The organism is Synergistales bacterium, from assembly GCA_021736445.1.
Classification (GTDB): domain Bacteria; phylum Synergistota; class Synergistia; order Synergistales; family Aminiphilaceae; genus JAIPGA01.
Genome location: JAIPGA010000096.1, coordinates 1 through 8,634, shown reverse-complemented (window position 1 = coordinate 8,634; position 8,634 = coordinate 1). Strand labels below are relative to the sequence as shown.

9 protein-coding genes are annotated in these 8,634 nt (G+C 66.2%); all 9 read right to left on the bottom strand.

Annotated features, from left to right (window positions below):
* On the bottom strand, positions 1 to 531 hold a 531-nt coding region (locus tag K9L28_10860), incomplete at its 3' end, for a hypothetical protein (protein MCF7936829.1).
* Positions 532 to 535: 4 nt separating this feature from the next.
* Complete coding sequence (locus K9L28_10855) at positions 536 to 1,843, bottom strand: flagellar hook protein FlgE (protein MCF7936828.1); 1,308 nt, start codon at positions 1,841 to 1,843, stop codon at positions 536 to 538.
* Between the two features lie 188 nt (positions 1,844 to 2,031).
* Complete coding sequence (locus tag K9L28_10850) at positions 2,032 to 2,706, bottom strand: MgtE intracellular region (GenBank protein MCF7936827.1); 675 nt, start codon at positions 2,704 to 2,706, stop codon at positions 2,032 to 2,034.
* Positions 2,699 to 3,322, bottom strand: coding sequence for a transglycosylase SLT domain-containing protein (locus K9L28_10845; protein MCF7936826.1), 624 nt, complete (start codon positions 3,320 to 3,322; stop codon positions 2,699 to 2,701). The genes K9L28_10850 and K9L28_10845 overlap by 8 nt, the downstream gene beginning before the upstream one ends.
* Before the next feature lie 38 nt (positions 3,323 to 3,360).
* Positions 3,361 to 3,807: a flagellar export protein FliJ gene (gene fliJ, locus K9L28_10840; GenBank protein MCF7936825.1), complete on the bottom strand. Its 447-nt coding sequence runs from the start codon at positions 3,805 to 3,807 to the stop codon at positions 3,361 to 3,363.
* Positions 3,808 to 3,819: 12 nt separating this feature from the next.
* Positions 3,820 to 5,133: a flagellar protein export ATPase FliI gene (fliI, locus tag K9L28_10835; GenBank protein ID MCF7936824.1), complete on the bottom strand. Its 1,314-nt coding sequence runs from the start codon at positions 5,131 to 5,133 to the stop codon at positions 3,820 to 3,822.
* Positions 5,117 to 6,058: a hypothetical protein gene (locus tag K9L28_10830; protein ID MCF7936823.1), complete on the bottom strand. Its 942-nt coding sequence runs from the start codon at positions 6,056 to 6,058 to the stop codon at positions 5,117 to 5,119. Before K9L28_10830 ends, fliI begins: the two co-directional genes overlap by 17 nt.
* Positions 6,051 to 7,058, bottom strand: a complete 1,008-nt coding sequence (gene fliG, locus K9L28_10825; GenBank protein ID MCF7936822.1) for a flagellar motor switch protein FliG — start codon at positions 7,056 to 7,058, stop codon at positions 6,051 to 6,053. The genes K9L28_10830 and fliG overlap by 8 nt, the downstream gene beginning before the upstream one ends.
* A 27-nt stretch (positions 7,059 to 7,085) precedes the next feature.
* Entirely contained in the window at positions 7,086 to 8,513 is a 1,428-nt protein-coding gene (fliF, locus tag K9L28_10820) for a flagellar M-ring protein FliF (GenBank protein MCF7936821.1), read from the bottom strand.
* Positions 8,514 to 8,634: the final 121 nt, after the last annotated feature.

Here is an 8,634-nt window from a genome sequence, read left to right as displayed (position 1 = left end):
GCCGAAGCCCGGCCGGCCGTCGCGGACAGGCCGTCCGATAAAGGCTTCGCCGCCGTCGCGCACCACCTGCGGCTCCGCCGCTTCGGTGGGGTTGCCCCGGGGATCGGCGCCTTCCGCCGTGTCGCCCCGGGTCGATTCGGAATCGCCTGCAGATTCCGCTTCCGTGGGCACCTCTTCTGTCTGTTGCGCGGGCTGCCCTTCCCCTGCGCCCTGCCTGCCGCCGAGCTGCAGAGCCACAAGCAGCTGCTGCAGCCCCGCAGCGGCGATCCGCCCCCCGCCCTGCGGAGAAAGCTGGGATGCCGACTCGTCTGCGAGGGGAACCGGCGTGTCTCCGGCGCTCTGCCGGAGCATCGCCCGGAGCTCCGGCGGGAGATCCCGCCCCGCCGTGGTTCCGGCCTCGCCCTCTCCGGAGGTCAGCGAGGCGAAGAGGTCGGCGAAGCCGCCGGCACCGCCGCTGTCGGTTCCCCTGTTTCCGCTCCGGGGGGAGGTGTCCCCCTGAAGCCGGCTGAAGAGCATCTCCATGACGTTCATGGCGCTATCCTTTCATCCTGATGCTCTCGTCGAGGAAGGCATCGCTGGTGGTGAGCACCCTGGCGTTGGCCTGGTAGCTCCGTTGCGCGACGATGACGTTGGAGAAGGATTCCGAGAGGGTGACATTGCTCTGCTCCAGCGCCTGGGGGTTGATAAGGCCCGCGCCGCCCTCCTCCGAGAAGGTGGTGCGGACGTCGCCGGAGTTGAGGGACTCCATAAAGAGGGTGTCCGACTGTTTGTCCAGGCCCGTGGGATTGCGGAAGAGCGCCAGCGGCACCCGGTAGAGCGCCACGCTCTGTCCGTTGGTGTAGTGGGCGTTGAGGTGCCCCGCCGTATCGAAGGAGAAGGTGTGGTACTCCCCTTCGGGGTAGCCGTTCTGGGAGACGGCGCGGGTGGTGGAGGGGGAGTCGTACTGGGTGAGCCCCTCCAGGTCGTCGCCGCCGCCGGTGAAATCCAGTGTCACCGTCGAGGCGCCTTCGCTCCCGGGGAAGGCGATGTCGATAGCGGGCGTCGCCGAGGCGTCGTCCACGACGGCGCCGGGGGTTCCGGCGTCGCTCTCCTCGCCGTAGAAGGCGATCTCCCCTTCGCCGACGGTCCCGCCGGGGTCTTCGGCCAGCTCGGCGGTCCACTGCCAGCGGTTCTCCCGCCACTGGCCGTCTTCGTCCAGGGCCTTGCTCCAGGTGACCTGCAGCGTATGGGGATCACCGGCGGCGTCGTAGATGTCGATGGTGGTGCTGTGGGACTCCTCGGGGTTCATGGAACGCGAGAGGTTGCAGGAGAAGAGGACGCTGGTGGTGGCGCTTGGGTCCATGGTGTTTCCGGCCGCCGTCTGGCCCTCCTCGGTGGCTATGGGCAGCCGGATGGGCTCCAGATTGCCCTGGCCGTTGCCGTTCTGGGGGATGCCCTGGAGCATGGCCCCGGTACCGGAGAGGACGAAATGCCCCTCCGCGTCGGGGACGAAGCGCCCGGCGCGGCTGTAGACCTGCTCGCCGTCCAGGGAAAGGGGGAAGAAGCCGTTGCCCGAGATGGCCAGGTCGCCGGGGCGTTCGGTGGCTTCCAGCGGGCCCTGGGTGTGGATGGCGTCGATGGCGTTGACATAGGAACCGAGCCCGATCTGCACGGGATTGGTGCCGCCCACATTCCCCTGGCCGCCGGTTCCGCTTTGGATTGTCTGTGAAAGCAGGGCGTCGAACTTGGGTGAGGAGCGTCGGAACCCCGGGGTGTCCAGATTGGCCACGTTGTCCGACAGCACATCAAGGTAGGTCTGGTTGCCCACCACACCGTTCAGCCCGGTCCATATAGACCGATTCATGGGGCGACCTCCTAACGTCGCGAGGGTTGCCATGCGCACTCCGTTGCATTGCTCCGATGCCCGGCCGTCCCTGGTGGGCACGCGCGTATGCCGTATTCCGTCTCCTATGGGGTATCGGTACTCCGGGGCGGGACTTTATACCGTGTATCGGGGGGAGCGGGGGTGCCGAAGGGGGCGCGTCCGCGGGGCTACCTGCGGTCCGCGAGCTGCTCCGTCAGACGCGCCGCCTTCTGGGGTTCCATCTTGCCGAGGATATCGGCGGCCTGCTCGTTGGAGAGCCGGGAGAGGAGCTCCACGGCCAGCTCCTCCTTGAGGCCGGCGAAGACCTCCGCCGCGCGGCGGGCGGACATCTCGCCGTAGACGCCGAGGAGTTCTTCGATCTGTTCCTCCGATGCGCCGGGCCCCGAATCCTCCTGTTCGGCCAGCTTGGCGCGCTGCGCGGCGAGCTGCTGCTCCAGGGCGAGGAGTTCCTCCCGACGGCGGGCCAGATCGCCGGAACTGGCCATCAACCGCCGGCGCATGATGTCGAGGCTGGCTTCACGCTGCTCCAGAAGCGCCTTGCGCTCGGCCAGCTCCTGGGCGCGCCGCTCCTCGGGCGTCAGGGAGTACTCCTCGGGGACCCCCGCCAGTCCGGCCAGCCGGGGACCTACGACGGGTATGCCTGGAAGCGTCTCGTAGAGCATGGGACGCGGATCCCAGACGCCGCTGACGGTCAGCCCTGTCAGCAGGCCGCCGGCGATGAGCAGCGTCAGGAGGAGACAGCCGCACCCCCTGGCCTTGCCGGAGCCGCGCTTCGGCTTCTTCCCTGCGGGTTTCGGGGTGCGCTGTTCCTGGGGCTCCTCCTCCTGCCACTGGTCAACCATCGCTCTGCTCCTCCCCGCTCTGGTACCGGCGGAAGAGGGCCATCACGTTCCGCACGTAACGCTCCGTCTCGGGAAAGGGGGGGATGCCGCCGTAGCGGTCCACCCTGGAAGGACCGGCGTTGTAGGCGGCCAGAGCCTTCTCGCGGTCGCCGTCGTAGCGGGAGAGCATGTCGGCGAGGTAGCGGCTGCCGCCGTCGAGGTTCTCCAGGGGATCGTAGGGGTCATCCACGCCGAGGGACGCCGCGGTGGCCGGCATCAGCTGCATGAGGCCCATGGCGCCTTTGTGGGAACGCACGCCGGTCTGGCCGCCGGATTCCACCTTGATGACGGCGCGGACCAGCGCAGGCGGCAGACCGTAGCGCTCCGCCACGGCGGGCAGCTTCCGTTGCCAGGCGGGCCCGTCCTGCTCCCGCTCCGCAGCGGGCGCGTCGGGCCGGAGTGCGGGTTTCTCCACCGCAGGGGCTCCGTTGACGGAGGGCCCTTCGGACTCGGAGGGTGTCTCCTGTCGTTCGTCAAGCAGCGCCTCGAAGCGCTTCGCCGGCGACCGGACGTCCCCGCTGCCGCCGGCGGGAGCACCGCTGCCGAAGGAGCTCCGTATCGTTTCTATCCGCGCCATGGCGCGGTGGTAGTTGGAGAGATCGATGCGCACAGGTCTCACTCCTTGAGCAGAAAGCGTGTGGTGGCCATGTCGTCCAGCGTGGCCTGCTCTTTACTGCGGATCATGGATTCGTTGGTCTCCTCGATCCGCTCGACGTATCGCTCCAGCTTCTGGACCTCCTTGTGCTGCTCCAGAAGACGATCCTCCCGGATCTCCAGCTCCTCTTCCACCTCTTTGAGCTCCCGCTGCTTGGCCCGGATATGATCCTCTATGGTGTCGATGTGGCTGCGGGAACACCAGAGGGCGGCGCCGCTGCAGACCACACCGTTCATCTGGGAGCTGAAGTCCTCCATAGCCTTTCTGCGGCTCCCCTGCAGGGTGTCGAGCTGCTCTTCGGCCGAGGCCAGGCGCTCCCGACACTCCGCCACCTCGACGCGCACCTGATCGCGCTGCTGTTCCCTGGTATGCAACACCCGCTTGAACCGATAGATCTTGTTCCGCATGGTCGCCTCCTATCAGCCCGTCGTTTCGGGCACGAGGCTCTGCAGCTGCTGCAGGGTCTCCCTGTATCCCTGGCCTTCGTCCACTCCCTGACGCAGGAAGCGGTTCACCGGCTCCAGATAGCGCAGCGCCCAGTCGATGCGGGGGTTGCTCCCCTCCTTGTAGGCGCCGATATTGATGAGATCCTCGGCATCGGCGTAGACCGAGAGGAGTTCCCGCACGCGGCTCGCCGCCGCCTGGTGGTTTTTGTCCGTCACATGGGGCATCACCCGGCTGACACTGCCCAGGACGTCCACCGCCGGATAGTGGTTGCGGGAGGCCAGGGCCCGGGAGAGAACGATGTGCCCGTCCAGGATGCCCCGCACCGTGTCGGAGACAGGTTCGTTCATGTCGTCGCCTTCCACGAGAACGGAGTAGATGCCGGTGATGCTCCCCCGCTCGCCGGCGCCGGCACGTTCGAGCAGCCGCGGCAGAAAGGCGAAGACCGAAGGGGTGTACCCCCTGGTGGCGGGGGGTTCGCCGATGGCCAGCCCGACGTCGCGCTGGGCCATGGCCACACGGGTGACGGAGTCCATCATGAGCAGGACGTTCTTGCCCTGGTCGCGGAAGTACTCCGCCACCGCCGTGGCGGTGAGGGCGGCCTTCAGCCGCACCAGCGGGGGCTGGTCCGAGGTGGCGATGATCAGCACGGAACGCTGGAGCCCCTCCTCGCCGAGGTCGCGGTCGACGAACTCCCGCACCTCGCGGCCCCGCTCGCCCACCAGGGCGATGACGTTGACGTCCGCCTCGGTGTTCCGGGCCATCATCCCCAGCAGGACGCTCTTGCCCACGCCGGAGCCGGCGAAGATCCCCAGCCGCTGGCCCCGGCCGAAGGTGAGCAGGCCGTCGAGGACCTTGACGCCTACGGGCAGCGGCTGATCGATGCTCTGGCGCCGCAGTGGATGGGGCGGCGCGGCGTAGAGGGGATAGAACATGTTGCCCCAGACAGCGCCCTTTTCGTCGATGGGGTTGCCCAGTCCGTCGAGGATACGGCCCAGCATGCAGTCGCCGACGTGGACGCTGAGACTCCTCCCCAGGGCGACCACGTCGCAGCCCGGACCGATATCGTGGATATCGCCCAGAGGCATCAACAGCACACGGTCGTCACGGAACCCGACGACCTCGGCCTTGAGGGCCCGCCGCCGGTGCCGGAAGCGCACCTCGCAGAGGTCACCCACCTGCACGTCGGGCCCCTGGGACTCGATGACGATCCCCACCATCTGGACGACCCGGCCGTTCACCTGCACCTGCGGGACCTGGACAAGCCGGGATTCAAGCGTTCTCCACAGATCCCGCCTGCTCTCCTTCGGCTGTTTCGCTTCCTTGGTCTTCCGGGCCAGGCTGCTCACCTCCCCGCACAACCTGCTCGACCTCGTTGTGGACCAGCTCGAGCAGGGTGGTCCATCGTGCGTCGTAGACACCGAGGTTGGTCTCCACCAGACAGCTGCCTCTGTCGACGCTCTCGTCGGCGACAAACTCCATATGCCTGACGCCGCGCAGGATGTCCGAGAACTCGCTCTGCCGGTCCTCGACGGTCTGCACGTCGCCGGGGGCCAGATAGATCATCAGCCGTTCGCGGTCGCTCACCCGGTTCAGCACCTTCCGCAGCTGCTGCAGTACCGTCCCGCCGTCGGCGTGGACCTCCCGATCCAGCAGCTTGCGGAGGACCATCTCCCAGAAGCGGACGAGCTTGGGTTCGTTGGTTTCGTAGAGCTCGTCGAGGTGCCCCGAAAGCTCCCTGTGGACGCCTTCCAGCAGCTCCACCAGTTTGCCGAAGCGCTCGTCGTAGTACTGCCTGGTCTCCTCCCGGGCGCGCTCTTCGCCCTCCTGAAAACCGTTGCTGTAGCCTTCGTCGTGGCCCTTCCGCCTGGCCTGTTCCAGCTCTCCGTCGATACTGGCCTGATGCTGCTTCCGCAGCTTCTCCTTTTCCTTGTCAGCCTGTTTTTTCTGCCTGTCGAGCTGCTGTTCCAGCTCCCGGACACGCTGCTGGAGCGTGCCGATGTGCTCCTTCCCGCTGTCGCGCTCCGCCTGCAGCTCCCTGTTCCGCTGCTCGGCGTCGGCGAGCTGCTTCCGTTCCGGCGACTCCGCCTGCTCTTCCTCGGCCGGCTCGCCGCCGGGAGTCTCGGCATTCCCCGGCTCCTCGCGGGAGATCCGCACTGCTTCGGGGATGAGACGCACCGCCCGGTAGAGACGGCGCTTATGGGGATCAGACAACCAGCTCTTCCTCCCCGCCCCGGGCGATCACGATCTCTCCGGCATCCTCCAGCGCCCGCACTGCGTTGACGATCTTCTGCTGGGCCTCTTCCACATCGCGCACCCGTACGGGGCCCATAAACTCCATGTCCTCCCGCAGCATGTCGGCGGCCCGCTTGGACATGTTCTTGAATAACTTCTCCTTCAGCTCCTCGGTGGCGCCCTTGAGGCCCAGGGAGAGGTCCTTCATGTCGATCTCCCGGAGCACACGCTGCAGGGAACGGTCCTCGAGGCCGATGATGTCCTCGAAGACGAAGAGCCGACGCTTGATCTCCTCGGCGAGATCGGGGTCCTTCTCCTCCAGGGTCTCCATGATGTTGCGCTCGGTGCCGCGGTCCACGCGGTTGATGATGTCCACCACCGAGTCGACACCGCCGGCGGCGGTGAAATCCTGGCCGAGTACGGTGCTCACCTTGCGTTCCAACACGCGCTCCACCTCCCTCAGCACCTCGGGGGTGATCCGGTCCATGGTGGCGATCCGGCGGGTGACGTCCCACTGCGCATTCGCCGGCAGCCCGCTCATGATCAGCGCCGACTGATCCGGATTGAGATAGGAGAGGATCAGGGCGATGGTCTGGGGGTGTTCCCCCTGGATGAAGCTCAGTACCTGCTGGGCGTCGGTGTGACGCATGAAGTCAAAGGGCCGCACCTGCAGGCTGGCGGTGATGCGTCGCAGGATCTCCTGGGCCTTGTCGGAGCCCAGAGACTGCTCCAGCAGACTGCGGGCGTAGTCCACACCGCCCTGGCTCATGAATTCCTTGGCCATCAGGAGCTCCTGGGCTTCCTTGAGCACCTGGGTCTTGTCCTCCTGCGGGATCTGCCGCAGGTTCGCGATCTCCAGGGTGAGCAGTTCGATTGTCGATTCGTCGAGGTGCTTGTAGACCTGGCCCGAGATCTCGGGTCCCAGCACGACGAGCAGTATCGCCGCCTTGTCTCGCCCTCGCAGTTCCTTTTTCGCCATTCCTGCGCCTCCCTCGGAGGGGTTGGTCTACTCCTCGGAGAGCCAGTTCTGCACGACCTGCGCCACATCCTCGGGGTTCTTCGTTGCGTAGGCCCTGATCTGCTCCTCGAGAATGGCTGTCTCGTCGCGGCCGGCCATCATCTCCGGATGCTCCATCATCTCTTCGAGACTCGGTGTCCCCTCACCGGCGCCTTCGCCCTCTCCGGCCTCGCGCATCTGCTTCCGCCTCCTCCGCATCCACCAGAAGGCCGCCGCCGCGGCACCGGCCAGGACGAGGGCAATGGCGATCATGCCGACGATCAGCTTCTGCCTGCGCTCCTCCTGCAGCTGGGCGAGCATGGTGTCCACGAAGGAGGTGGAGAATTTCATCTGCTGCACTACCAGTTTATCACCACGGGCCTCGTCAAGTCCAATGGCCGCCGCCACAGCCTCATGCAATCCGTCGGTGGCTTCCGGCTCGAGATCGCCGTTCACCAGCACCGAGGCGGTGAGCTTTTCCACCGAGCCGGGGGTCCTGACGACCTCCTCCTCCCTGGTGGTGATCTCGTAGTTGGTGGTGGACTCCTCTTTGTTGTATTCGCTCTGGCCCTGCTCTTCCGGGGCAATGGCGTAGCCGGGGATGTTGGTGGTTGTTCCGGGGGGGGCGCCGGGGACATTGCCCGGGCCGACATAGCTCTCTTCCATGTCCTGCTCGCTCCGGACAACGCCCTTGCCGTCCGGACCGGGGATGTACTCGGTGACGTTCTGCCTGCGTTTGTCGAAATCGAGCTGCACGCGCACCCGGACCACCACATTGCCGGGACCGAAGACACGCTCCAGCATGATCCGCAGTTTGCGTTCGAACTCCTTCTCCTGCCGTCGCTCCAGCTCGCGCTGCACCGACGAGACCTCCTGGCCGCCGGCGGAACCGAAGAGGAAGTCATCATCGGAAAGCATGTCGGAGAGCACATTGCCCTGGCTGTCCACGATGGTCACCTGGTCGGGCTGCAATCCTTCGACACTCTTGGCCACCAGGTGCACCATGGCACGCACCTGCTCGGGGTTGACCGTGGCGCCCGGTTTGAGACGGACCAGAACGGAGGCGGTGGAGGGTTGCTGCTCCTCGAGAAAGAGCCGCTGCTTGGGGATGACGATGTTGACCTTGGCGAATTCCACGTCGTCGATCTCGCCGATGGTGCGGGCCAGCTCGCCTTCCAGCGCCCTGAGGAAGGCGACGCGCTGCTGGAAGTCGCTCATCCCCACGTCGCTCTGGTCGAAGATCTCGAACCCCACGCCGCCTCCCTTGGGCAACCCTTCGCGGGCGAGCATCAGTCGCGTGTGGTAGACCTGTTCCTTGGGCAAAAGGATAGCGTTCGCCTGGGGATCGAGCTTGTAGGGGATGTTCTCGCTCTGCAGCACCTCCACGATGGCCGCCTGGTCGTCTACGGCGAGATCCGAAGGCTCCTCGCTAATCAGCGTGGGTTAACCTTTACGACTTCAGGAAGGCCGAAATCTAGGCATCCCGCTATGAGATAACAACTTGTGATCAGATTGCTGACTGTCCTGTAGCCTCTAGCTTTCGCCTTGGCGGCCTGCA